Origin of the sequence: Nocardia arthritidis (assembly GCF_011801145.1) — a bacterium.
Taxonomy (GTDB): domain Bacteria; phylum Actinomycetota; class Actinomycetes; order Mycobacteriales; family Mycobacteriaceae; genus Nocardia; species Nocardia arthritidis_A.
On record NZ_CP046172.1, the window covers coordinates 1,323,282 to 1,347,259 of the forward strand.

At 65.6% G+C, this 23,978-nt stretch carries 17 protein-coding genes; 5 read left to right on the forward strand and 12 right to left on the reverse strand.

Going from position 1 to position 23,978, the window contains the following annotated elements; genetic code table 11:
* Window positions 1-5: 5 nt before the first annotated feature.
* A complete protein-coding gene (gene eccD / locus F5544_RS05720; protein ID WP_167472208.1) occupies window positions 6-1,484 on the reverse strand; it encodes a type VII secretion integral membrane protein EccD in 1,479 nt (492 codons plus the stop codon).
* A gap of 265 nt (window positions 1,485-1,749) precedes the next feature.
* On the opposite strand from eccD, the gene eccCa reads away from it, so the two are divergent.
* The 3 genes from eccCa (at window position 1,750) to F5544_RS05735 (ending at window position 8,082) form a co-directional block, all read left to right on the forward strand.
* Window positions 1,750-5,784 carry a type VII secretion protein EccCa gene (eccCa, locus tag F5544_RS05725; protein WP_167472209.1) on the forward strand — a complete coding sequence of 1,345 codons (4,035 nt, stop codon included), beginning with the start codon at window positions 1,750-1,752 and terminating at the stop codon, window positions 5,782-5,784.
* Window positions 5,784-7,205 carry a type VII secretion-associated protein gene (locus F5544_RS05730; protein ID WP_167472210.1) on the forward strand — a complete coding sequence of 474 codons (1,422 nt, stop codon included), beginning with the start codon at window positions 5,784-5,786 and terminating at the stop codon, window positions 7,203-7,205. Before eccCa ends, F5544_RS05730 begins: the two co-directional genes overlap by 1 nt.
* A 94-nt stretch (window positions 7,206-7,299) precedes the next feature.
* A complete protein-coding gene (locus tag F5544_RS05735; protein ID WP_238847103.1) occupies window positions 7,300-8,082 on the forward strand; it encodes an AAA family ATPase in 783 nt (260 codons plus the stop codon).
* A 205-nt stretch (window positions 8,083-8,287) separates the two neighbouring features.
* Here the strand turns inward: F5544_RS05735 and F5544_RS05740 are convergent, their stop codons facing one another.
* The 10 genes from F5544_RS05740 to F5544_RS05780 form a co-directional block, all read right to left on the reverse strand.
* Window positions 8,288-8,572, reverse strand: coding sequence for a WXG100 family type VII secretion target (locus F5544_RS05740; protein WP_167472211.1), 285 nt, complete (start codon window positions 8,570-8,572; stop codon window positions 8,288-8,290).
* A 41-nt stretch (window positions 8,573-8,613) separates the two neighbouring features.
* Window positions 8,614-8,934: a WXG100 family type VII secretion target gene (locus F5544_RS05745; protein ID WP_167472212.1), complete on the reverse strand. Its 321-nt coding sequence runs from the start codon at window positions 8,932-8,934 to the stop codon at window positions 8,614-8,616.
* 380 nt (window positions 8,935-9,314) lie between these two features.
* On the reverse strand, window positions 9,315-10,511 hold the full coding sequence (locus tag F5544_RS05750) for a DUF7373 family lipoprotein (RefSeq protein ID WP_167472213.1): 1,197 nt from the start codon (window positions 10,509-10,511) through the stop codon (window positions 9,315-9,317).
* Window positions 10,512-10,572: 61 nt separating this feature from the next.
* The gene (locus tag F5544_RS05755; RefSeq protein WP_167472214.1) at window positions 10,573-11,766 is read right to left on the reverse strand and encodes a DUF7373 family lipoprotein; all 1,194 of its coding nucleotides are present in this window, start codon (window positions 11,764-11,766) and stop codon (window positions 10,573-10,575) included.
* A gap of 59 nt (window positions 11,767-11,825) precedes the next feature.
* Window positions 11,826-12,401 carry a hypothetical protein gene (locus F5544_RS46195; RefSeq protein WP_238847104.1) on the reverse strand — a complete coding sequence of 192 codons (576 nt, stop codon included), beginning with the start codon at window positions 12,399-12,401 and terminating at the stop codon, window positions 11,826-11,828.
* Complete coding sequence (locus F5544_RS46200; RefSeq protein WP_238847105.1) at window positions 12,398-13,441, reverse strand: serine/threonine-protein kinase; 1,044 nt, start codon at window positions 13,439-13,441, stop codon at window positions 12,398-12,400. The genes F5544_RS46195 and F5544_RS46200 overlap by 4 nt, the downstream gene beginning before the upstream one ends.
* A gap of 112 nt (window positions 13,442-13,553) precedes the next feature.
* Window positions 13,554-14,708, reverse strand: a complete 1,155-nt coding sequence (locus F5544_RS05765) for a DUF7373 family lipoprotein (RefSeq protein WP_167472215.1) — start codon at window positions 14,706-14,708, stop codon at window positions 13,554-13,556.
* Between the two features lie 3 nt (window positions 14,709-14,711).
* Window positions 14,712-15,923 carry a DUF7373 family lipoprotein gene (locus tag F5544_RS05770; protein ID WP_167472216.1) on the reverse strand — a complete coding sequence of 404 codons (1,212 nt, stop codon included), beginning with the start codon at window positions 15,921-15,923 and terminating at the stop codon, window positions 14,712-14,714.
* A 4-nt stretch (window positions 15,924-15,927) separates the two neighbouring features.
* The gene (locus F5544_RS05775; RefSeq protein ID WP_167472217.1) at window positions 15,928-17,166 is read right to left on the reverse strand and encodes a DUF7373 family lipoprotein; all 1,239 of its coding nucleotides are present in this window, start codon (window positions 17,164-17,166) and stop codon (window positions 15,928-15,930) included.
* Window positions 17,163-18,335: a DUF7373 family lipoprotein gene (locus tag F5544_RS05780; RefSeq protein ID WP_167472218.1), complete on the reverse strand. Its 1,173-nt coding sequence runs from the start codon at window positions 18,333-18,335 to the stop codon at window positions 17,163-17,165. The genes F5544_RS05775 and F5544_RS05780 overlap by 4 nt, the downstream gene beginning before the upstream one ends.
* Before the next feature lie 192 nt (window positions 18,336-18,527).
* On the opposite strand from F5544_RS05780, the gene F5544_RS05785 reads away from it, so the two are divergent.
* Complete coding sequence (locus F5544_RS05785) at window positions 18,528-19,841, forward strand: FHA domain-containing protein (protein WP_167472219.1); 1,314 nt, start codon at window positions 18,528-18,530, stop codon at window positions 19,839-19,841.
* A gap of 1 nt (window position 19,842) precedes the next feature.
* Here the strand turns inward: F5544_RS05785 and F5544_RS05790 are convergent, their stop codons facing one another.
* Window positions 19,843-21,288 carry a metallopeptidase gene (locus tag F5544_RS05790; protein WP_167472220.1) on the reverse strand — a complete coding sequence of 482 codons (1,446 nt, stop codon included), beginning with the start codon at window positions 21,286-21,288 and terminating at the stop codon, window positions 19,843-19,845.
* A gap of 108 nt (window positions 21,289-21,396) precedes the next feature.
* Between F5544_RS05790 and F5544_RS05795 the strand changes: the two genes are divergently transcribed.
* On the forward strand, window positions 21,397-23,973 hold the full coding sequence (locus F5544_RS05795; RefSeq protein WP_167472221.1) for an FHA domain-containing protein: 2,577 nt from the start codon (window positions 21,397-21,399) through the stop codon (window positions 23,971-23,973).
* Window positions 23,974-23,978: the final 5 nt, after the last annotated feature.

Here is a 23,978-nt window from a genome sequence, read left to right on the forward strand (position 1 = left end):
CCCGTTCACAGGTTCCGGACAACGGAGTAGAGATCGGTCACCCAGAAGACGAGCGGCAAAACCGCTGCGACGAAGGCGTATTCGAGGAGTTCGACGCCGCGGCGCATCGGGGGTGTCGCCGTTTGGTTCGGGATGATGATGCCGAGGATCAGGGCCGCGAGAAGGATGAGCAGCGCCGCGCCGAAGATGGCGAGCGGCAGCACGGTGATGTCCTTGGGTCCGAAGCTGGCGCCGATCAGCATGATCAGCACGATGCTCGCACCTCCCGCGATCAACACGACGGCCTGTTCGGCGCCCGCATAGGTGCGGCTGCGGAACATCAGCACCACCGCGCAGACCAGCGCGAGCGCGATGCCCTGCCAATACGGGTCACCCGAGCCGGGATCGGTGGCCGCGAGCGCTCCGGCGGCCGTCACGAGCGTGGTCGCGGCGACCAGGCCTGCGAGGTACATCCGCGCCCGTTCGGCCTTGGCGCGCAACACATCCATCGTCGGCAGCGCGCGATGGTCGTCCGGATCGTCCTCGGTGGGGTCGATCGGCGTGCCCGGCGACGGCACCGGCGGCAGCGGCAGGCTCGCCAGCACCATCGATATCCGCGGCGACAGCGAGAGCCCGGCGAGACCGAGCGCCGCGACGCCCGCGCCGATGGCCCGGTTCTCGACATGGGCGAGCAACCCGACCAGCGCGGCGGGCACCGCGTATATCGCGAGCGTGCTCGTGCCGATGAACAGCGCGAGGCCGACGCCGGTGACCCGCCACGCGAGTACTGCGGTCGCGCCGACGAGCACCGAGCCGAGTAGGAAATGCGCCCAGCCGTAATCGCCCGGCACGAAAAGCATGCCCGCCGTGAACGCGGTCGGCAGCGCGCAGCCGCCGAGTACCAGCGCGGTGGCGGTGTCGCCGTACATCCGGCTCAACACCATGCCCGCGACGACGAACAGCACCGTCACGCCGAGCGCGATACCGCCGCCGACCCACCCGGGCAGACTGCCGGGCGCGGTCAACAGCCCGAAGCAGCCGACCAGCATGGTCAGCGCCGCGAGCACCGAACCGGTGATCCTGGCGATCTTCGGGGTCCAGGTGCGGTAGTGGTCGGCGTCGGCGATCGCGACGTTGTACATGATGTCGTCGAACAGCGGCGTCGGCGCGGTGTGCGACGCGCTCTCCAACATGAGCAGCTCACCGTCGCGGACCCCGTGCTCACCGAGGCTGAGCGAATTGGAGAACGGGGGATGTCCGATGCGGGCGAGCACCCATTCGGCCGGCTCGAAACGTTCGCCCTCGTTGTCGAAGTCGTTGGTCCGGCTGTGCTGAGCGACCATATCGACGACGCTCGGGATGACCAGCGCGACCGGCACGTCGACCGGGATCGCCATATCCACCTGCGTGTGCTTGGCCAGGATGGTCACCCTGGCCAAGTCCGGCGCGCGCACTATGCCGCGCGATGATTCTTCGTCGATGTGGTCAAGTCGCGCGTGCGTCAAGCTTCCCCCAACTCGTCTTCTACCTCGGGTTTCCGCTCGCTCGCCGCGGCGGGGCCGAGCTTGCGAACCCACCGTGCGGGCAGCAGAATGCTGGCTGAACAATACGACATGTCGGCTGTGACCTCTACACTGAGGCCAATCTGCGGCCGCCAATTACCAATGGTCGTCGAAGCACAGCTCGGATAGAGGGGGATTCTCTTTTCATGAGGGAGCGAAGCGACTGCCAGCGCGCCGTGCGCATTCCCGGGTCGAGTGAGGCCCGGAAATGAGCACGGTCCGGTTCCAGCGGCGTGCGCGCCGGGAGATGCCGCGCTCTCCCGGCGGTGAGGTGACGCTGCAGCCGCCACCCGAAATCCCCAGGGTGACGCCGGGCAATCTGTTCCTCAAGATGATGCCCGTCGTCATGATCGTCGGCATGGTCGGAATGATGGCCCTGCTGTTCAAGACGAACGGCGGTTTCGGCTCGAATCCGACCAGCCTGATGTTCCCGGCCATGATGATGTTCTCGATGGTCGGCATGTTCGCCGGGCAGGGCGGCGGCAAGGGACAGAAGGCCGCCGAGGCCAACGAGGACCGCAAGGACTATCTGCGCTACCTCGATCAGGTCCGCCGCGATGTCGACGAAACCGCCAAGCAGCAGCGGGCTTCGGTGGAGTGGAGCCACCCCGAGCCGGGCCTGATCTGGATGCTCGCGGGCACCAGCCGCATGTGGGAGCGCCGCGCGGGCGACAAGGATTTCTGCCACGCCCGCATCGGCGTCGGCGGTCAGCGGTTGGCCACCCGGCTCGTGGCCCCGGAGACCGGTCCGGTCGAGGAATTGGAGCCCATCGCGGCGGTGTCGCTGCGCCGTTTCGTGCGCGCCCATTCCACCGTCCCGGATCTGCCCACCGCCATCGCGGTGAAGGGTTTCGCCACCATCGCGCTGGACGGCGACCGCGGCGAGGCCCGTGATATGACGCGGGCAATGTTGTTGCAGCTGTGCATGTTCCAGGCGCCGGACCAGGTGCTGGTCGCCGTCGTCTGCGGTCCCGACACCGCGCGCGAGTGGGAGTGGACCAAGTGGCTGCCGCACACCCAGCATCCCGACGCGCAGGACGGCATCGGCACCCAGCGCATGTTCTACGGCTCGATTCGCGAGGCCACCGCGAGCCTGCAGCCGCTGATCGGCAACCGGGTGCGCTACTCGCGCAACCAGCCGGCCAACGCCAATATGGTGCACATCGTCTTCGTGGTCGACGGCGGCCTGCTGGAGGCCGAAGAGGATCAGCTGCGCGAATCCGGGTACGAGGGCGTCACCATCATCGACCTGTGCGGTTACGCACCGCGCCTTGCCGTTTCACGCGGCATCAAGATGATCGTCGAGAACGGTGAGTGCGTCGGTCGCGGCGCCACCGGCAATCAGGAGCGTTTCGCGCTGATCGACCGGATCAGCCCGGAACAGGCCCAGCAGGTCGCGCGCAGGCTCGCGCCCTATCGCGCCGCGACGCAGCGCAGCAGCGATGTGGAGACCGACGATTCCGAGGTCATCTCGACCTGGAGTCAGCTGATGGGCCTCGGCGATATCGGCACCTTCAATCCGGAATCCGCGTGGCGGCCGCGGTACGGCCGGGAGCGGCTGCGCGTGCCGTTCGGTGTCGGCGCCGACGGAATGCCGGTCGAACTGGATATCAAAGAGGCCGCCGAGAACGGCATGGGTCCGCACGGATTGTGCATCGGCGCAACCGGTTCCGGTAAGTCGGAGTTCCTGCGCACCCTGGTGCTGAGCCTGCTGGCAACGCATTCGCCGGACCAACTGAACCTGGTGCTGGTCGACTTCAAGGGTGGTGCGACCTTCCTCGGTCTGGAGGGTGTCCCGCATGTGGCGGCGGTCATCACCAACCTCGAGGAGGAGGCGGATCTCGTCGACCGTATGCGCGACGCGCTGGCCGGTGAGATGAACCGCCGCCAGGAGGTGCTGCGCGCGGCGGGCAACTTCGCCAACGTGCTGGAGTACGAGAAGGCCCGCGCCGCGGGCGCCGATCTGGATCCGCTGCCCGCGCTGTTCGTCGTGCTCGACGAGTTCTCCGAATTGCTCAGCCAGCACCCGGATTTCGCGGAGCTGTTCGTGATGATCGGCCGCCTCGGCCGCTCGCTGCACGTGCACCTGCTGCTCGCCTCGCAGCGTCTGGAGGAGGGCAGGCTCAAGGGCCTGGAGAGTCACCTGTCCTACCGGATCGGTTTGAAGACGTTCTCCGCCAACGAATCCCGACAGGTGCTCGGCGTGCCCGACGCCTACAACCTGCCGAACAGTCCCGGTGGCGGCTATCTGAAGTCGGACTCCGGCGAGATCGTGCGCTTCCAGGCGTCGTACGTGTCCGGCCCGTATGTCGGCGGCGGTTCGCAGCGCGACAACACCGTCGCGGGTCAGGCGGGCGAGATCGATATCAAGGCACGGCCGTTCACCGCGTCGCACGTGGATTTCCGTGCGGTGGACCGGGTTCCGCTGCCGCAGGTGTCGCAGTTGGAGCCGGAGCCGAAATCGGATGAGGGCGAGCAGATCTCCAACCTGAACATGCTCACCTCCCGGATTCGCGGGCACGGACGCCCGGCGCACGAGATCTGGTTGCCGCCGCTCGGCGATGCTCCGACGCTGGATCAACTGATTCCGCGCTCGATCCTCACCGGCGAGTACTCGGCGGTGGCCACGCTGCGCGCGCCGATCGGCATCGTCGACCGGCCCTACGATCAGCGCCGCGATCACATGTTCGTCGACCTGTCGGGTTCGCGAGGCAATGTGGCGATCGTCGGCGGCCCGCAATCGGGTAAGTCGACGGCATTGCGCACGATGATCATGGCGCTGTCGATGACGCACACCGCCGAGCAGGTGCAGTTCTACTGCCTCGATTTCGGTGGCGGCACGTTGGGCAGCCTCGAGGGCCTGCCCCATGTCGGCTCCGTGACCAGCCGCTTGGAAGAGAACAAGGTGCGGCGCACGATCGCGGAGATGACCACCATCGTCCGCAGTCGCGAGCTGCGATTCCGTCAGCTCGGCATCGAGTCGATGGTGGAGTTCCGTCGGCTGCGTGCGATGGATCCGTCGAGCAGCCCGGCCGCCGCGGGTGCGCACGAGGACCCGTTCGGTGACGTATTCCTGGTGATCGACGGTTTCGGTTCGATCCGCCAGGACTTCGACGCGCTCGAGCAGACCATCATGAACCTGGCGGTGCAGGGTCTGTCCTACGGCGTGCACGTGGTGATCGCGCTGGCCCGCTGGGCCGAGGCGCGTCCGGCGCTGAAGGATCAGATCGGCACGAGAATCGAGCTGCGCCTTGGTGATCCGATGGATTCGGATCTCGGCCGCAAGTTCGCCTCGCTGGTGCCGATGGGTCGCCCCGGCCGCGGTATGACACCGGACTGCCTGCATATGCTCACCGGTCTGCCGCGCATCGACGGCAGCTCCGACCAGACGACGCTGGGTCCGGCGGTGGCCGATGCGGTCGCCACCATCGCGGCGGCGACGCCGGGGCGGCATGCGCCGCAGGTGCGGATGCTGCCCGAGGAACTGCCGCGCGAGCAGCTGTACTACCTGGCGGGCAATTGGCCCTCGCAGCTCGACCCGGCCAGGGCGAATCTGCGAATTCCGATCGGTATCAACGAATCCGAGCTGGCCCCGGTCTACCTCGACTTCAACGAGAGCCCGCACTTCATCATCATCGGTGACTCGAAGGCGGGTAAGACCACGCTGCTGCGCAACATCATCGACGGCATTGTCGCCTCGAACACGCCCGATCAGGCGCGCATCATCCTCGGCGACTACCGGCGCACCCTGCTCGGCGCGGTGCCGTCGAACTACCTGGCGGGCAAGGGTTTCACCGCGGAGATGTTCACCGACAACATGAACGATCTGCCCGCCTACCTGGCCAGGCGCCAGGCGCCCGCGGATGTGACGCCGCAGCAGCTGCGTGAGCGTTCGTGGTGGAGCGGTCCGGAGCTGTACGTCATCGTCGACGACTACGACCTGGTCGCCACCTCCAGCGGCAACCCGGTGCAGGCGCTGCTCGACTATCTGCCGCACGCCCGCGACCTCGGTTTCCACGTGATCATCGCGCGGCGTTCCGGCGGTGCCAGCCGAGCCATGTACGAGGCGGTGATCGGGCGGATGCGGGATCTCGGTTCGGCCGGTTTGATCATGAGCTGCAACAAGGACGAGGGCGTCCTGATGGGCACCACGCGGCCGAGCTTCATGCCGCCCGGCCGGGGCACCTTCGTCACGCGCGATGTCGAGGGCCTGATCCAGCTGGCCTGGACGCCGTCGGCCTGATGTCAACGGTCGAGCTGGTCGTCACCGAATCCAGGATCTGGGCCCGCGGCAGCGCGACGCACTGGGACCTGCCGCCGTCGATCACGTTGGGCGGCAACGGATACGACCTGATCGTCGGCGAACCGCTCACCCCGCCGACTCAGGTCAGCTCCGCCGTGCAATTCGCGACGGCGGACCGGATCGCGCTGGAGCCGCGGCTGCCGTCGGCGGTCGAGGCGCTGAACGCGATATTCGGCACCATCCTGCAGACCATGCGGATCACGGTGCCCGCCGACCGGATCATCGTGATCTGCTCGACCGAGTGGGGTCCGCGGCGGCGCGGTGTGTTCGAGGCGGCGCTGCGCCGCTTCGCTGCCGATATCCTGTTCGAGGAGTTGGCGATTCGCACGGTCGACGCGGATGAGGCCACCTCGCACAGCCGCCGCGTCGTCGTCTTCGAATTCGGTTCGCTGACAACTACGGCCAGCACGGTGGTGCGCGATCACCGGGGCACCCGGATCGAATCGTGCGAGCACGAACCGAATCTCGCGGCCGATGAGCTCACCCCGGCGGCGCTTTCGGCCTTCCTGGATCGGCTGCTCGGTGGCCGTCCGGCCGATCTGGTGCAGGTTTTCGGGGTGCTGACCCCGCAGCAGTTGGAGACGGTTCGCGCGGTTGTGCACCAAAGTTGCGGTGCCACAGTCGATCTGCGCGTGATCACCGGACCCGATCTGCTGCGCCGCGCATCGGAGCCGAGCAGTCGGCCCGAACCGGCCCCGCCGACCCTGCCCGATGCCGAATGGATGCAGCCGCTGCGCGCCCGCGCCGCCGCGATGAAACCGCCGAATCCGCGCCGCCCCTACTACATCGCCGGTGCGGCGATCGCGGTCGTTGTCGCACTCGCCGCGACGGCGGTCATCCTGCTCACCGGCTCGCATGACAAGCCCGGAGCGGTCGCGTCCAATGTGCCCCCCACGCAGCCAGATCTGCCGCCACCGCCCATCGAGAGCGGTCCGACGATGGAGACCTTCGGCCGTCTGCAATTCCAGACCCCGGAGGGATGGAAGATCGCCCCGGGCGCGGATCCGGCGAAGGGCCGGATCGACCTGATCCCGCAGGATGGCACCAAAATGCGCATGACGGTCGTGACGGCCGTTGTGGACCTCGGCACCAGCTACGACCAGGTCGCCACCGAATTGCAGGCCAAGATCGCGAAACGCCCGCCGGGCACCATCACCGACCTGACCCGCGACGTGGTCTTCGGCGGCCGCTCCGGCATCTCCTACCAGGAACACCCGACCGACGGCTCAACCGTTCGCTGGCATGTCCTGGTCGAATTCGGCTATGAGATCAGCATCGGCTGCCAATACGCCGACAACAACTGGTCGATGCTGTCGGGAACCTGCGACAAGTTCGCCACCACGGTGCATGTGCTTCCTTGAATTAGCTTGCAGCACAACGGTTTCGGCCCCTTGGTAAACCTGCGTGCCGTCGTCCAGCGCTGTGGCCGACCATCCCACAGGTTAGGGTGGGCTGGTGGGTGGCCGGTATGCGTTCGAGGACTCCAACGGGCGGTTCATCCGCGAGATACGCCTCGACCCTGACGCAGTCGAGCCGGGGTATCCGTTCGATCTGCCCGCCGTCCGATTCCTGGCGCGCAGCAACGAGTTGACATTGCCCGGCGGTGTGACATTTCTGGTGGGTGAGAACGGCAGCGGCAAATCGACGCTATTGGAAGCGATCGCCGTCGCGGCCGGAATCAATGCCGAAGGCGGGAGCCAATCCTTCAATTTCGCCACCCGCGCCAGCGAATCCTGCCTCGGCAAGCTGCTGACCCTCGCGTGGGGGATTCGCAAACCGCGCTCCAGATTCTTCCTGCGGGCGGAGTCGTACTACAACGTGACCACCGAACTGGAGCGGCTCGACGCCGAGCCCGGTTCGCCGCCGCTGCTCCCGGCTTACGGCGGAGTGCTGGCGCACGAACGCTCGCATGGAGAGTCGTTCATCGATCTGATGCGACATCGGTTCCGCCCCAGCGGGTTATATCTGCTCGATGAGCCGGAGGCGGCGCTGTCACCGCGCGGATGCATCACGGTCTTGACCCGGCTGACTCAACTCGTCGCCCAGGGATGCCAGATCGTGGCGGCCACCCACTCTCCGATCCTGCTCGCGCTCCCTGGCGCGCGGATCTACGAAATCGACGACAGCGGAGAGATCTCCATCGTCGACTATGACGACGCTCTACCAGTCCGTCTCACCCGAGGGTTCCTAGCGGCCCCCGACCAGTACCTGCGTCACCTGCTCGACACCGACAACTGACCCGGAGCACCACATAGTTCCAGCTCATCGTGCTCCTCCGCAGGCCAGTTGTACTTCGCGAAGAAAGGGCTGAAGAAAGCGACTCTCCTCACCGTGGTTGGCCAAGGGGTGAGTCTCGGTGCGAAAGTGCGTACCCCAGAAATCATTCGCGCCCCCGGCAAAGTCATTGCCAGGGGCGCGAATTGGCCGAGACGGTTCACAGAGATCAGAACAGCGAGGCCAGGCTCGTGTCGGTGCCTTGCAGGTCCGAGTTGCCGGAGCTGACGAGCTTACCGGCGCTTTCCAGCGTGGTGTTGAGCTGCGTCACGTTGGTGTTCCACTGGGCCTGGAGCTGGGTGAACGCCTCATTGGCGTCACCGTCCCACTCGTTCTGCACGAAGGTGGTTACTACCTTGTGCAGGTCTTCGAGCAGAGTCATGATCCCGCGAGCCTGGCCGATGACGGACTGGGCACCGGCCTCGACCTCGCCGAAGTGAGCCTTAATTGTCATGAGAACTCCTCAATAAGGGTATGTCGGATAGCGGGCCCGAATTAGGACGGGAGATCCAGGCTGGACACAACGTTCTTTACGGCCTGTGCGTTTTGATCATCCCGATCCTGGTACTGTGTGCCGGCCTTCACGATCTTTTCCGCAGTCTCCTGCAGCTTGTCGTTCATCTTCTGGGCCTGCGTGAAGTACTGCTCCATGAACGCCTCGAAGGCCCTCTTCGCCTCGCCGTCCCAGGTCGCCGTAGTCGTCTGCTCGGCGGTACGGACCCTGCCGATCTCGGTCAGCAGATCGCTGTGCTTCTGCTGGATCGTCTTGGAGAAGGTGTTGAGCGCGTCGGGACTCGCCTTCAATGAACCTGCCATTTTTGGCTCCTTTCGAATGCCGTCTCGGCCAACGGTAGAAGTGCCAGTTGGCCTATACATCTGGTTTGACGCGTAGTTGGTCTGATCGGTTCCATCGTTCTTCGAGAAAGTCTCGGGAACTCCCCTTCGAATCAAACCGCCTGCGACAACCGACCGGCCCTCGGTCTGTGAACCCCGGTCGTGGGTCCCTCGCGAGCCTCGTTCATGGCCGATCGACGCGACTGGCGTCGCCAGCGCCCTCTTCCCCTCCTTCCCCCTGCTCGCTGCTTTCTCGGCTGGCGAGTGGGCTGGCTGCGGCTATACGATATCCGACCCGGTACCGTCGCGCTACCAGCAGTTGAGCGGCCGATTCTTCAAGCCTACGGCCGAGCCGCGCCGTGCTACTCACTGTTGGCGAACAACGCATACTGCGCGGCCACCTTTTGGTGCACATCGACGATCTGATTGCTCTCCACCATGGCGACATAGCGGTGATAGGGCACGGTGCAGCTGAACCGCTTCGGTCGGAGCAGTTCGGATCGGTTCTCCACACAACCTCCACCGGGAATGTTCGGCGGCGCATCGGTTGCGACCACTTCGATACCGGGGGGTTGCAGGAGCTTGGGTGCAAGCGCCCGCGCCGCATCCGCATCGCGGGTGCGGATCGCGATGGTGCCCCAACCGACGCCGAATCTGTCAGCGCCGACAGCCGCGAAGGTGTCCCGTAGCCCCCGTAACGAGCGTGTCCAGTTCAGAAATCCGGTGGGGCCGTACGAAAAGAAATCAATCGCGCTGGGCGAGACGGATCGGCCAGGGTTGAGCACGCGTCGCAGGATGTCCTGGGGATCGTTATCGAGCCGGAGAACTTCTTTCGGACTCAATGCGGGGAGCTTGTCGAGCAGAGCGAACTGTGCGTCGTAGGTCTTCTCGGTCAATTCCGCCAGTCGGTCGAGATTCGGATCGCCCAGTCCGATATTCAGATACACGACGTAGCTGCCGTGTGCAGCGGCCGAGCCGATCGTCGGTACACCGGGCCGCCAGTGTGTATGCGCTTCTTGGTGTTTGGCAAGCGGCACGCGTTGGTTCCCGTCCGCCGCGACCTGGAAATCTGTTTCTTCCAGCTCCGCGGCAGCACGTGTTGCCGCAGTAGCATCAGGAAATTGCATAATAAAGGTGGAGATGAAGGCAGGATTTTTCCGCCTGGCCAATGCCGCCAAATCGTCATCGGCGGCATAGTTTACGAACACATCATAGCTCTTGTTGTTGGTGCTCCCGGCGACGACCCCATACAGATACCGGTTGCGCTCTAGCACAGTGCGATTCGCTTCGGTCATGTAGTTGTGCACCCACGCTGCGTCGGGGATCAAATCGGCCGATCCGTAGGTGAGTGCCGGGTCGATAACGCTTCCCGTGACCACATTGTCTGCTAGCCGCATCCCCGCTAGTAGCCGGCCGCCTAGCATACTGTGGTCGTACTCTGCCCCGGTCTCGATTGGTTCGATCGGATATGGACCGGTATCGAGCCGTCGAAGGTCCAGCTCACCAGCCGTTGGGGTGCCGGATACTCCGCAGCCCGTGGCGCTGATAGCAACGATCACAGCCAGAAGGTGGGCTATCCGGAGACGCATGTGATCAGGTCCTCACTTCGAATCCGTGATGTCAATTGCTGTTGGCCAAGAGCGCGTACTGCGCCGAGATGCGCTGGTAGGCATCCGCGCGCTGATTCGCCCATATCTCGGCCGCGTACCGGCCTACCGCGATGCTGCAGTCGAAACGCACCCTTTGCTCCCGAAGCCCGTGGTACTCAGAGCATTTGGCTTGCGGAAGACCCTTCGGAGCGGCGGTGGGCCGGAAGAGCTTGCCGACCTTCGCATGAGCATCGACCAGTCGCCGCGCCGCTGCGGCATTCCTGGTGCGATACAGCAACCCACCATTGAACGCAACCTTGTCGACACCGAGATCGTCGAACAGCTTTTCGTCTTCGCCGGGTTGGGACGAGATGTGCAGGCCGCTGTGTCCGTCATAAACCGCCGGATCTCCGAGCCTATCGGTGCCAGCATTCAATGAGGGAACCGTACGTCCGAGCATGCCATCAATATCCGCGGGGACCTCGGCCCATTTGTCATCGGGTGTCGGAGTGAACCCCTTCAAGCGGTTGGGGACGATATCGAGGTTCTTTTCGGCCAACGTTGTCAGGATGGATTCATCGCCGAATCCGGTCGCCATTCCGACGTGGTCCCAAACGGTGGAGAAAATGACGAATCTGCCGGTGGCGAACCAGGATAGCAATGACGAATACTTTGGCTGCCAGAATGTATACGCCTCAGGATATTTCGGCAACGCGGCGGGTTGATTGTCGCTGTCTCGGGCATTCTCGCGCTCACCGAGCGCCCGCGCCGCATACTTGGCCGCTTCGTCATCGGTGAAGACCATGACAACGGTATCGAGCTGTAGAGCCAACTTCTCGACCTTGTCGGACATCCCAGTTCCGGTGAACCCGAACATGAAGCCCTTGGCATCCTGCGCGAACAGATCTCGATGGATCACCGCACGACCGTCCAACGCAGCGGATTCCGGATCAATGAAGGTCCGTACCGCGCTTCCCGGCGGTTCGAACCTCAAGCTGCTATCGATCTCCATCGGCAGCGGCACATAGCTGGCCAACCGAGCGGCATCGATCAAACGAGCTTGATTCAGATCCTTCGCTTTCCCAAGGTCCTGCGGCTTTGTCGGATAGTTGCCCACATCCAGTTGACTCAGATCAACCTTCGGCTCGTCGTCCGAATCCGATCCGCATCCGACGGCACCCACCAACACCGTGACGGCCGTCATCAACAGCGCCAGCTTCCGCATCAGCTCCCCCTCGGATAGATCGCCGCGTCCCAAAGGCCGGAGAACTCACCGTGAGCAGCCTACTTTACGGCCTTCTTGAGCACCGGTACCAGTTTGGCGAGCAGCGTCTGTTCGGAGGTGTCCGACCAGGTGCGCAGGGCCGCGACGGCGCTCGGGTCGTCGAGCGGGATCACCGTGGCCTTGGAGCCCGAGATCTCGTACGGCAACCCCAAAAGCCCACCGCCACCGGCCTTTTCGTCGCTTCGCACGGCGAGGATGTAGCTGTCCGGTGACAGGCTGAGCGCACCGTTTCCGGTTTTGACCATCCGTGGTGACGGCTCGTCGCCCTGCTTGGCGTAGTTGAAGTTGTAGACGAATCCAAGGTCGGACAGGAATTTTGTTTGGGGCGTCCCGCCCAGGTAGATGCCGAACTTGCTGGAGTCGCAGTTGGTGGAGTTGCTGGAGCAGGTGACGTCGACCATGGTGATCGTCTTGCCGACGAATGCCGGATTGTCCTTGCGCGCCTGGGCAATCGAGGTGGCGGCGACCGCGGTGGTGGTCGGTGCGGCGGCGGGTTTATCGCTGCCGCTGGTCGCCCAGATGCCGATGCCCGCGGCGACGGCGATGACGACGGCGACCGCACCCGCGCCGATCAACCACGGTTTGCGGCTCTTGGGCCGTGGGGTGAGGTCGGGGAGCGGCGTCGGTCCGGAGGTGTGTCTGGGGCCGGTTGTGTACGGACCGGAGGTGTGGGTGGTGTACGGGTTGGCTGCCCGGGGGTCGGTGGCCGGGCGGTGCGGGTCGAAGACCGTGACGGGGTAGGTGGGGAAGTATTGGTGGAGACCGGGTTGTAGCCAGGTTTGAGAGCGTTGGCGGCGGCGTCGGTGAATTCGCGGCAGGTGCTGTAGCGCTCCGCCGGGTTCTTGGCCATGGCCTTGGCGAAGATGTGGTCGACGGCGGCGGGTAGGCCGGGGTTCACGGCGGTGGCGACGGGCGGCGGCTCGTGGAGGTGGCCCATCATGACCAGCGCTGGCTGGGTGGACGGGTACGGGTTGCGGCCGGTGAGCAGTTTGAAGAACGAGCAGGCGAGGCTGTAGATATCGGCCCGGTGATCCAGCGGAGCGCCGGACAGCTGTTCCGGCGGCGCGTACGCGATGGTGGCGACGAAGCTGCCGGTCTGGGTGAGTTCGGTGGTGTCGTCGCTGGATTTGGCGACGCCGAAGTCGGTGAGCAGCACCCGCTCCTCCTCGCCGTCGGCGGCGGAGAGCAGGAAGTTGGCGGGTTTGACGTCGCGGTGCAGCAGGCCTTTTCGGTGCGCGTAGTCGAGTCCCTTGCCGACCTCGCTGATAATCCGAAGGGCGCGAAGGGGATTCATCGAATGCGGGTCGCGGGCGAGTTCGGCGGACGCGTCGGTGCCGTCGACGTACTGCATGGCGATCCACAGCTGACCGTGTTCCTCGCCACGGTTGTAGACCGAGACGATATTCGGATGGTCAAGTCCGGCAGCGAGATTGGCTTCGCGTTCGAAGCGGCCGCGGAATTCGCGGTCCTGGCTGAGTTCGGCGCTGAGCACTTTGAGGGCGTCCATCCGCGGCAGGCTCGGATGCTTGGCCAGGTAGACGGTGCCCATCCCGCCCTGACCGAGGACCCGCTGGATTCGGTACCCGCCGACGATGGTGCCGGGGCTCATCGCCATATTTGCCGTCTCCCGTCCTCGCACCGGCGTCCGATGCCAATTCTGCTGCTGACCGGAGCATAGTAGACGGTCACTTCCACGTGCGATCTCGACATTTCCGGCGTCGCTGTTGTCATTGGCTGTTGGCCAGCACCGCGTACGCGGCGGCGGCGCGCTGGTATACGTCCGCTATTTGATTGCTGTCGACCGAGGCGACGTAGCGCCGATATTCGACCGTGCAGCGGAAGCGCTTCTGGCCGAAGGTTTCCGAGATGCGTTCACCGCATCGGCCGTCGGGAATTCCAGGTGGGGGATCGACCGGGCGGGTGTAGACCTCGCTGAGCGGCTCCGGCAGCAGTGTGTGCGCGGCCGCGTCGTCACGGGTGCGGAACAGTAGCGAGCCGTCGGAGAAGCCGATGCGATCGGTTCCGGTGTCGGCCAGCACCTGTCGCCAGTGCGCGCGGTCGATGCCGAAGGCGTTCGTGAAGCCGGGCGCGCCGTAGGTGGCCTGGCTGCCCGCGTTCGGGTAGCCGAGTCCGTCGGGGTTGAAGGTGCGGCGCAGGATGTCGTCCGGGTCGCTCGGCAGGCGCAGTACATCTTCCCTGCTGAGCGTGGGCAGCGAATCCAGCAGCGGTATTTGGGCGGTGTAGGCCCGTTCGGCCAGATTCACCAGTCCGGGCCGGTCGGTGTTCGGCACCGAGATGGTCAGGCTGATCAGGTATTTGCCGTGCGCCATGGTGGACCCGATGCTGCGATCGTCCGAATGCGCCCGCGCCGCAGCATATTTGGGCAGTGTGACGGGTTGTGTCCGGTCGGTCGTCGCCATGTCTTCGAATTCGTTCGCGGTCCGTGCGGCGGCAGCTTCGTCTTGGAATTGCAGGACGAAGATCGTCGCGGTGCCCGTCGCGTCCGCCTTGGCGTCGGCGCCGCGCGCACCGAAGCCGAAGAGCACGTTATTTTGTTTGGCGGCAGCCCAATTCGCGGCGGGCAGGATGGCCGGGTCGAGGCCATCCGGGAACATTGTGGAGACTCCCGCACCATATTTCAGGCGCGGATCGATATCGACGCTCGATGCGAGGTGGTCGGCCAGCCGAACCATGGCCAGCTGTATGCCGCCGCCGTACGAATTGTTATAGGAGTAGCGCACATCCAACGGTTCTGTGTTGTACGCGCCGACATCCAGCTTCCTGACGTCGATTTCGCCGGCGTGCGGCGCGCCGGAGATCTGTGAGCCGCAGCCGGTCAGCGCGGTCGTCACCGCGACGGCGATGGCAAGTCGACGGAACATGCCCTACCCACCGTTCGCCAGGATCGCGTACTGCGCCGAAATACGTTGCTGCACATCGGTCAGCTGATCGGCGGCCAGTTCGGCGACGTACCTGCCGGATCGGACGACGCACATGAAGCGCATGTACATGGACTGCGGGTCCTTCAATTCGCGACAGCGCGCGATGGGCAGGCCCTTCGGCGACGGAGCGGTCTTGTACCGCTTGCCCAAGATGGCGTGCTGATCGGCGAGCTTCTCAGCGGCCTCGGTGTCGCGGGCGCGGAAGACAAATCCGCCCGCGAACGCGACCCGGTCGACTCCGGCCTGTTCGAATTGGTCGATGTCGAGGTCAGGGCGCAGGACGATCTGCAGCCCGCCGTGCCGATCGTAAACGCCGGGGATGCCGCGCTGGCTGCGGTCCACGGTGACGGTTGACAGCGTGCGACCGAGCATCCCGTCGAGATCGATCGGCGTATTCAACAGCTGATCCGTTGGCGTGACGGGGAATTGCCGCACCCTGGGTGTGATCGCGTCGATGCTCTTCTCGACGCGATCGACCAGTTGGGGCAGCCGTTGCTCGTGCAGAATGGACATGACGTTGTCGAAAATGTAGGTAAAGATGACGAATCGCCCAGCGGCATACCAGGATCGGATGAGCCCCGGGATTCCCGGCGCGTGATGCGCATGTGCCGGTGGATACTTACCGATCTGGACGGGCTCGGCCCCCGCCATGGCTTGAAAATCGGCCTGTTCCATGGCGGTTGCCGCCGCGGCCGCGGATTGTTCATCGGCGTAGAGCATTACGACGTTGTCGAGTTCATAGGACAGGTTGGGCACCTGGTCGGACAGTCCGGTGCTGACGAACCCGCCGACGAGACCCGTTTCGGCAGTAGTGAATTGATCCGGCTTGGCATCCATCCGCTGGACGATCGCACCGGATTCCAGACTCTGGAAGATCCGCACGATGCCATTCACCGGCGAACCGGCATACTTCACCGCGGGATCGATCTCCACCGGCAGCGGAACATAATTTCCCAGCCGCATGGCCTGCACCAGACGGGCTTGATCGAGATTCTTGGCGACCCCGAGGTCGCGCGGTTTGGTCGGCAGGTTGCCGACATCCAACTGACTCAGGTCGACGACCGGTTCCGCGGGTTTATCCGGTTGGCCGCCACAGCCCGCCGCGAGCGTCGCGGTGACGATCGCGGCGAGCAAGGCCCAACCGGTGCGAATCACGCTGCTAATCACCGCTGTTCGCGAACAGCGCGTACTGGGCTGCGGCCCGCTGCTGCGCGTCGAGCAGCTGCTGCCCGCTGACGAAGCCGACATAGCGGCGGTAGGACACCACGCAGCTGAAGCGATAGGCGAACGTCGAGCGATCCTCGCTGTTCTGAAAACACTTGGCGCCAGGCACATTCAGCGGCGGTGCCGTCTCGCCCGAGGTGCGGGTGAGCGTGTTCTTGTCCGCGACAACCTTTTCGGCGGTCTTCTCGTCGGCGGTCCTTGCCACGACAGAACGATCGATGACCGCGTATCTGTCGGCGTGCAGGGCTGCCAGCCGGTTCTTCAGGAAATCTCGATCCTCGGCGTATGCGAGCATCCCGCGCTGCCCCAGCAGCTTTCGGCCGCCGGCCAGGAAGCTCGGGCCGTCGTATTTATCCGGATTCAACGTTCGGGTGATGAGATGGTCCGGATCCCACGGTAGGCCGAGCATCTCCTCATCGCTGACCGGTTTCACCTGGTCGAGCAGCGGCAGCTGGGTATCGAAGGATTTCTCGGCCAGCGCGGTGAGCGCCGCCAGATCGGGCTTCGGCGTCGAAACGTAGAAGGTGACCAGATAGGACCCGTAGGTCAGGTCGGCCCAGAGATAGGGCTGGTCCGGCCGCCAATGTGCGTGGGCGGCAGGGTATTTCGGCAACGTCACCGGAACGTTCTGACCCTGGTAGCGGTCCAGTTGGGCCTGGTAGAAATCGTCGCCCGCCTGTTTGGCGCCGTCGGTGTCGGCGAACTGGTTCACCACCGTTGTGATGGTCGTCGCGGCGGCGTCCTGCTTCTGGCCCCAGTCGTACGAGCTGAACGTCGTGCGCTTGTCGCCGCCGGTCACCTTGATACCGAACAGCAATTTGTCCTTCTTGCCGATCGCCTCCGCGACATCGCTCTTCCCGAGTTCATCCGCGGGCACCCCCGCCGAGAGCGACTGGGTGAGCCAGCCGTACTTCAGCCGAGGATCGATGTCGTACGCGGATGCGACGTAGTCGATCAACCGCATCGCGCCGACGTCACGCATGTTGTTGAAGTTCGGCAGGTAGTCGTCGTCGTGCGCGTTGCTCGGGACGGTGTTGTACGGGCCGACGTCGAGTTTGCGGATATCGATCTCACCGGGCAGCGCCGTGCCCTGATACGTCGAACCGCAGGCGACCAACGCCCCGGTCAGCAGGCCGATCGTCACGGCGAGCGCGCCGCGCGTCATACCCCTCATTTGGCATTCTCCAGCAGTGCGTATTGCGCCGAGATCCGCTGTTGGGCGTCGAGCAGCTGCTCCGACCAGGAGAACGCGGCGTACCGGTCGTAGTGCACCGAGCAGTAGAAGCGGACCGCGAGTGCCTCCCGGCCGATGTACTCCTGGCAGTTCGCGGCGGGCAGGTTGCGCGGAGCCGCGCGGCTCTTGAACTTCTTGGTCAGCCCGCCGCGAGTGGACTGCAAGAGCTTGGCCGAGGCGGCGTCGCGGGTCCGGTAGAGCTGGGTGCCCTCGACCGCGAACCGGTCGACGCCCGCCTCCTCGAGATGTTTACGGCTCTCGGCCTGATCCTCGTCGAAGAGCACCGCGGCATGAGCGTTGTACGCGCCCGGCGGATTCAGCCAGGAATCGTCGCGCGGCCGGGGCAGGGTGCGGGCCAGCATGCCGTCGAGATCGAATTGCGCGTTCATCAGCTGATCGACCGGGGTGGGGGTGAATTTGGCGATCGCGGGAACGACCGTATCCAAACTCTTTTCCACCAGCGCTACCAGCGTCGGTTGATCGACCTTGTTCAGATAGATCTTCTTGTAGTCGTAGATCCAGGTGTACACGACGTATTTACCGGTGGCGTACCAGCTGCCGATGGATTGGCGCTCCGGCCACCAATGGGCATGGGCGTCAGGGTATTTCGGGATGCCGACCGGGGTGTTGCGGTCGTTGGCCTCGAAATCGACCTTCTCGAGCGCGGCCGCAGCGGCGGTGGCCTTCTGCTCGTCCGGGAAAATCATCACGGCATTGGCCAGATCTATGCCGCGATTATTCCGTTCGGTGCTGCCGAAACTGGTGACGCCGCCGACGAAATCCGGCGCGGCCTCGGCGAACCGGTCGACGTTCATGATCTTGCCGAGCGATACCTCCGGCAAGGTCCAGACCGTCGAGACGAACGGGGCGCCGATGACGAATCGCGGATCGATATCCATTGCGAGCGGCACGAAATTCGCCAGCCGTTCCGCCTCGACCAGCCGGGCCTGCGTCTGGTTCTTCACCGCGCCGAGCTGTGTCGGCTGCGTCGGATAATTACCGACATCGAGCTGATCGATCGGCACGGCGGGTTCGGTATCGGAATGCGAATCGTCGGAGCCGCAACCGCCGACGGCCAGTGCCAGGGCGATGACCAGGGCAGACGCCATGTGCCTCGGAAATGATCTCATGACGAGCCGCACGCCCTCCCCAGTAATCCGTGTAGTCCCGCGGAATCCTACTTCACGGTCCGGCGCGATACGGGACCGAATGGTCTGTGCCGGTCTCGCCAGGTCGAGGGGCGGGCCGTTGCCATACCCTGGAGGTGTGTTGACAACCCCGCGCGCTGGAGGCCGATACCGTTGAAGGATCGGCAGGTTGAGGTTGTCGGCGGCGGGCATGCCGTGGCCAGGGTCGGCGGCGCGGTCGTGCTGGTCGGGCACCGCGGACCCGGCCCGCTGAACCGGGACTCGCCGGCCGCCATCGCCCTGGAATCGCTGGCCGCGCTGGTGCGCGAGGCGGGCGAGCACGCACCGCACGGGCACGGCGCGCAGGTGGCGCGCGAGGCGACGCGGTGGTTGATGAAGCATGCCGAACAGATCAGTCCCGGCGTACCGATCGATCTCGGCATTCTCTCCCCTGCCGAAACCGGCGGGGTGGCGATCTTTCTGCACGGCGCGGTCACCGCGGTGGTGGCCGAGGACGGCGCCGAGGAACACTTCCGGGGCAGCGACGCGGCGTTCACGGTCGACCGGGTGGCCGCGGCGCCCGCACGGGCCGTCGCGATATTCGTCGACGACGATGGCGGCGCGGTGCCGCAGGTGCCGAAGGAGCGCGGTATCGGCTGGCTGGTCGAAGGTATCGCGGAGGCGGCGGGCGCGATCGTGTGGTCCGCCGAAACCCGCGGCCGGACAAGCGAATCCGGCGAGGCCCGGCGGGCGCCGCTGCCGACCGCGCGGATCGAATCCGGGCCCGCGCCCGCCGATGGAACCGCGCCGCGGTCGCAGGCTGCCACCGCCATGATGAATTCGGCGCAGAGCCAACAGGTTTCCGAGCCGATCGACCTACCCGAAACGCAATCGGCACAGATAGATCCGCATCACGCGCTCACCGAGGTCAGTGGCACCAACCCGGCCCCGCAGCCCGACCCGGACCTGCAGCGGCGGCTGGAGGCCACCGCCAAGGCCACCGCGCTCACCATCAAGGTGCTCGGATTCAAGTGCGCCCGAGCCCATCCCAGCGATCCCCGGTCTGCGTTCTGCACGGTTTGCGGGATGCCGGTCGACCAGACCCAGCCCGTACTGGAGGTGATCCGGCCGCCGCTCGGCATGTTGGTCCTCGACGACGGGATGACATACATGCTGGCCGCCGACGCCGTCCTCGGCCGCGATCCGGAACATTCCGATCAGGCCAGGCGCGGCCTGGTCCCGCTGCGCATCGAGGACTCCTCCGGCGGCATGTCCCGCGCGCACGCGGAGGTCCTACTGGTGAATTGGGATGTGACGCTGGTGGATCGGGGTTCCACCAACGGCACACGCACCCGCCTGCCCGGCTACCGCGACTGGGTGCGCCTGCACCCGAACCAGCCGATGATCCTGGTCCCCGGCACCGAGATCATGATCGGCAACCGAGTGCTCCGCTTCGAACAGACCGCCCCACCCCCCTTCGGCCGCTGAGCTACGAATACCTTGCCGTACAGGTGTTTTCGCCGTTCAGCACGCCTGCGCGGAACGCGTCGACCCGCGAGAACCCGCTCGGTACCGTCTTGCCGTTCTCGTCGCTCGCCGCGAGCCCATCGGTGAGTAGACCAGAGACCGCCTTGTCCAAATCGTTTGCGGCCAAGGCGATATCGCCCTGTTCCGGGGGGCGGCCCGGCTGCGCCAGCTTGCCGGTCACCACACCGGACAGGCAGGCCGCGCGCAATCCGGCCTTGGCGCCGACCAAATCCTCGCCGTGCGCCTGCTGCACGGCGAGGGTGTAGCGGGATATGAAGATGACGAAGGCGGTGTAGTCGCCGGTCACCTTCGTGGGCAGCGCGCTGTCGTCATCGGCGTTCGAGACTCCGCGCTTGGCCAGTTCCGGGATATCGGTCGCGATCGTGTTGGTGGCCGGGCAGTACGAGACGGGCGGTGTGGATCCGCCGTCGCGGCAGTCGATTTTCGAGCCGTCGTATGTGTACGTGGGTTCGGGTTTGATCGGCAGGATCGCGGCCAGCGCCTTGGTCAACTCGGTCAGCCAGCGCTTGTCGACCGGCGCCTCGTCCTTGGACTGGCTGTCTTGGAACCGTTGCGGAATGTTGCCGCGGCGCTGGTTGATCTCGTTGATGGTGATGTTCTTGCAACCCCGTGCGCCGTCGGTGAATCCGATCTGTACCGCGGTGACCCGTTCGAAGGCGGAGCCGTGCACGCTTTCCGGATCGCCCGGGTTGGAGTCGCGGATGGCGACCGTCGCGGCGAGCACCATATTCAGGCCGTCGGAGGTGTTGATGGTGAAGTGCCTTGCTTTGCCCTCGGCGACGTAGCGCATGAACACCCCGGCGAAGCAGTCGGCCTGCTGCTCCTTGACGATCACCGGATCCTTCACCGAGACGAGCTTCGCCTGGGACTGCACATAGTGGCCGTATTCGTGAGCGAGCACCATGACGACGGCCATCTTGCCGAAGGTCTGATCCATCAGCGGCAGCAGCACCGAGCGGTCCCAGCCGATGGTGTCGTCGAGGCGGCAGTACGCCGCGTTCACCAGGTGATAGGTGGATTCCTTGCAGAATTCGATCGCGCTGGAGCGCTGCGCCTTCGCATCCCAGGAGACCAGCTTCTGGATCGGTTTGAAATCGCCCTGGAAATCCTGGTTATAGGCCGTGCGCCAATAGTTTTGGATATCGTCGACCGCGTTGAGCGCGAGTTTGTCGACCGCGCCGCCGTCGCCGTTGGTGGCGGTGAGCGCGGCGTCGGGCACACCGGGGCGCGGCCCGCTCGGCCCGCTGGTGGTCGGCAGGCCCGCCACCTTGAACGGGTCGTCGTAGATCGAGACGGGATGGCCGCTGACAAGGCTGGTACACCCCGTGATCAGCGTCGTCAGACAGAGCAGCACCGTAAAGAGAACGGTCGCTTGGTGTTTCGGCAAGGCTCCCCCTAGTCGGCCGCATTCGTATAACACATCCGTCGCCGGATCGGATATCGGGCGCGTCCGGGGGCACCGCCGATGTCCGGGTGATGGAATAGTATCCGCTGCATGTCTACACCGGGGGCGCAGACCATCACCGTGCGCCATGATGGAACCGAACGGGTCTTCGATTCCACTCAGAAGGTCACCCTGGGCCGGGCGCCGGACGTCACGTTGTTCGTCGACAGCCCACTGGTGTCGCGGGTGCACGCGACGCTGACCTTTCAGAGCGGCGTTTGGGTATTGACCGACAATGCGAGCACCAACGGCGTTTTCGTCGACGCGCGCAGGCTCACCCACCCGGTGTCCATCGATCGGCCGACGCAGGTGCGGCTCGGCGACGCGATCAGCGGTCCGCTGCTGCACCTGCTGCCCGCGCAGCAGCAACAGCGCAGACCGGGGCCGATCCCGCCGCAGTCGCAGCAGCGCCCGGCGGTCGGTCCTGGGCCGCAGCCGCAGCAGTACATCCGCCCGCCGATGCAGCCGCAACCGCAGCCCGTCCCGCAGCAGCCGATCCCGCAACAGGCTGTGCCGCAGCAGCCCGTCCCGCAGCAGCCTGTTCCGCAACAACCTGCCCCGCAACAGGTTCCGCTGGCGCCCAACGTCCCGGTGAACATCAATATGACCGCGCGCGCCGACACCTCGAACCTGCCACCGGTGCGGGCCAGACCGTCCACCGCGCCGATCGCGCGCGCCGACCGGCTGCCGCCCGGCGGTCTCGGCATCGGCCGCACCACCGACAACCAGATCGTCGTCAACGATCCGCTGGCCTCCCGCAAACACGCCCGCCTGATCGCGACCGGCGAGGGGCTGGCCATCGAGGACTTGGGTTCGGCCAACGGCACCTTCGTCAACGGGCACCGGCAAGAGCGCGCGGTGCTGCGCGAACGCGACATCATCACCATCGGCAACGTCGATTTCGTCGTCCAGCAGGGCGCGCTGGTGCACCGGCAGCGGCCGGTGGCCGAGCAGGGCCTGCACGTGCACGGGGTCGGATTCACCGTCGAGGGCAACAAGCAGCTGCTCGTCGATGTCAACATGCAGGCGGGGCGCGGCACGCTCACCGCGCTGATCGGCCCGTCCGGCGCCGGTAAATCGACACTTTCGCGGCTCATCGCGGGCACCACCCATCCGTCCGGCGGTGTCGTCACCTTCGAGGGACGCAATCTGCACGCCGAGTACGAGGCGCTGCGCTCCCGGATCGGCATGGTGCCGCAGGACGATGTGCTGCACCGGCAGCTCACCGTGCGCCAGGCGCTCGGCTACGCGGCCAAACTCCGTCTGCCCCCGGATAACTCGAAGGCCGACCGCCAAAAGGTGATCGACGGTGTGCTGAAGGAACTTTCGCTCACCGAACACGCCGACACCAGGGTCGACCGCCTGTCCGGCGGTCAGCGCAAGCGCGCCTCGGTGGCCCTCGAATTGCTCACCGGCCCTTCGCTGCTCATCCTCGACGAGCCGACCTCCGGCCTGGATCCGGCGCTGGACCGGCAGGTGATGGTGATGCTGCGCGAGCTGGCCGACGCGGGCCGTGTCGTCATCGTGGTGACCCACTCCATCGCGCATCTGGACATGTGCGATCAGGTGCTGCTGCTCGCGCCCGGCGGCAAGACCGCCTACTGCGGCAACCCGGCCGGTGTCGGCGGGGCGTTCGGCACCACCGACTGGGCCGAGATCTTCGGCCGGGTGGCCGACAACCCGGATCAGGCCTTCGCCGCGTTCCGCTCCCGGCAGGCGTTCGCGCCGCCGCCCCCGCCGCCGGCCGCGCGCCCGGCGCAGGCGGTGAGCGGGCCGAAATTCAGTGGGCGAAAACAGTTCACGACGCTGTCGCGGCGGCAGGTCCGGCTGATCCTGGCCGACCGCGGCTATCTGATCTTCCTCGGTGTCATGCCGTTCGTGCTCGGCGCGCTGTCGCTGGTGGTGCCCGGGTCGAACGGGCTCGCGGCGGGTGGTTTCAAGACCAACCCCGACGGCACGATCGTGCCGACCGGCGGGGCCGAAGCACAGCAGCTGCTGGTGTTGTTGATCTTCGGCGCCTGTTTCATGGGTTCCGCGTTGACAATTCGCGACCTGGTCGGCGAGCGCACCATCTACCAGCGTGAGCGCGCGGTCGGCCTGCTGCCGTCGGCCTATCTGATGTCGAAGATCGTGGTGTACAGCCTGTTCGCGCTGGTGCAGTCGGCCGTGCTGGTGGGAATCGTGTTGGCGGGTAAGAAGCCGCCGGGGCACGGCGTCGTGATCTCCTCCGGCGGCGCCGAGCTGTTCCTCGATCTCTGGGTGACCGCCGTCTGCTGCGTGGTGCTCGGGCTGGTGCTCTCCTCGTTCGTCCGGTCGAGCGAGCAGGTGATGCCGCTGCTGGTCGTCGTCATCACCTGTCAGCTGGTGATGGCGGGCGGCCTGATCCCGGTGACCGGACGGGTGGTGCTCGAGCAGGTGTCGTGGTTGTTCCCGGCACGCTGGGGTTATGCGTCCACCGCGTCGACGATCGCGCTGCGCGATATCTTCCCTGGCGCGCAACCGGACAAGCTGTGGAACCACACGACGGCCATGTGGGCGCTGGATCTCGGTGTGCTCGTCGCGATGACGGCCGTGCTGGCGATCATCACCTGGCAGCGGCTGCGTCTGCGGAAGTCGGCCGCCGGATGAGCGAG

Excerpts from the sequence above, each read along its gene's own strand:
- F5544_RS46200 (WP_238847105.1), bottom strand. The coding sequence starts at position 13,441 with ATGGCGATGAGCCCCGGCACCATCGTCGGCGGGTACCGAATCCAGCGG.
- F5544_RS05795 (WP_167472221.1), top strand. The coding sequence starts at position 21,397 with ATGTCTACACCGGGGGCGCAGACCATCACCGTGCGCCATGATGGAACC.
- F5544_RS05755 (WP_167472214.1), bottom strand. The coding sequence starts at position 11,766 with ATGCGGAAGCTGGCGCTGTTGATGACGGCCGTCACGGTGTTGGTGGGT.
- F5544_RS05740 (WP_167472211.1), bottom strand. The coding sequence starts at position 8,572 with ATGACAATTAAGGCTCACTTCGGCGAGGTCGAGGCCGGTGCCCAGTCC.
- eccCa (WP_167472209.1), top strand. The coding sequence starts at position 1,750 with ATGAGCACGGTCCGGTTCCAGCGGCGTGCGCGCCGGGAGATGCCGCGC.
- F5544_RS05775 (WP_167472217.1), bottom strand. The coding sequence starts at position 17,166 with ATGAGGGGTATGACGCGCGGCGCGCTCGCCGTGACGATCGGCCTGCTG.
- F5544_RS05730 (WP_167472210.1), top strand. The coding sequence starts at position 5,784 with ATGTCAACGGTCGAGCTGGTCGTCACCGAATCCAGGATCTGGGCCCGC.
- F5544_RS05745 (WP_167472212.1), bottom strand. The coding sequence starts at position 8,934 with ATGGCAGGTTCATTGAAGGCGAGTCCCGACGCGCTCAACACCTTCTCC.
- F5544_RS05780 (WP_167472218.1), bottom strand. The coding sequence starts at position 18,335 with ATGGCGTCTGCCCTGGTCATCGCCCTGGCACTGGCCGTCGGCGGTTGC.
- F5544_RS05765 (WP_167472215.1), bottom strand. The coding sequence starts at position 14,708 with ATGTTCCGTCGACTTGCCATCGCCGTCGCGGTGACGACCGCGCTGACC.